Raw genomic sequence first — 481 nt, forward strand, 5'->3', positions numbered from 1 at the left:
GAGAAGGGCATTTTCGGCGTCGAGGAAAGAACCCGTGTATTCGCGAGCGGCACCGAGGAAGCCTGCGTCGGCTTATTCTTCGACGGCATTCGAGGATGCCGAAAGTCCATGGACGACATTGCCCGGGTGCTGAAGAGCCAGCAGGACATCAAGGCTCAGATCATTGGCGGAAAGAAGCTCAGCAAGCTCAAAATTGCTTCCGACATGAAGCCCTATCTGAAGCTGACGGGAACCGAGGATGCTCCCGCTGTAGAGCTCTGCACTGAACGGCTTCAGGAATCTATTGACCGTCATGGCTTTAATGCCATCGCCTCTTCGGAAGATCTACCCGCAGAGAGGATCAGTGAGATCTATGACTACCGCGACATCTCAGAGAAGCAGTTCAGCGCATTGAGGCAAAGCTTGCCATCTGCTTCATTGCCGCCGTCATTCGTACGGAAATCGAACTCGCCTGCCGCAAGCTGGAGCTCGACACCAACAA

1 pseudogene is annotated in these 481 nt (G+C 54.5%); it reads left to right on the forward strand.

Features of this window, described 5'->3' with window-relative positions:
* Nucleotides 1-108: 108 nt before the first annotated feature.
* Nucleotides 109-481: pseudogene (locus tag GBM95_RS12040) on the forward strand (hypothetical protein); the annotation flags it as partial.

Origin of the sequence: Sutterella seckii (assembly GCF_009183815.1) — a bacterium.
Lineage (GTDB): Bacteria > Pseudomonadota > Gammaproteobacteria > Burkholderiales > Burkholderiaceae_F > Sutterella > Sutterella seckii.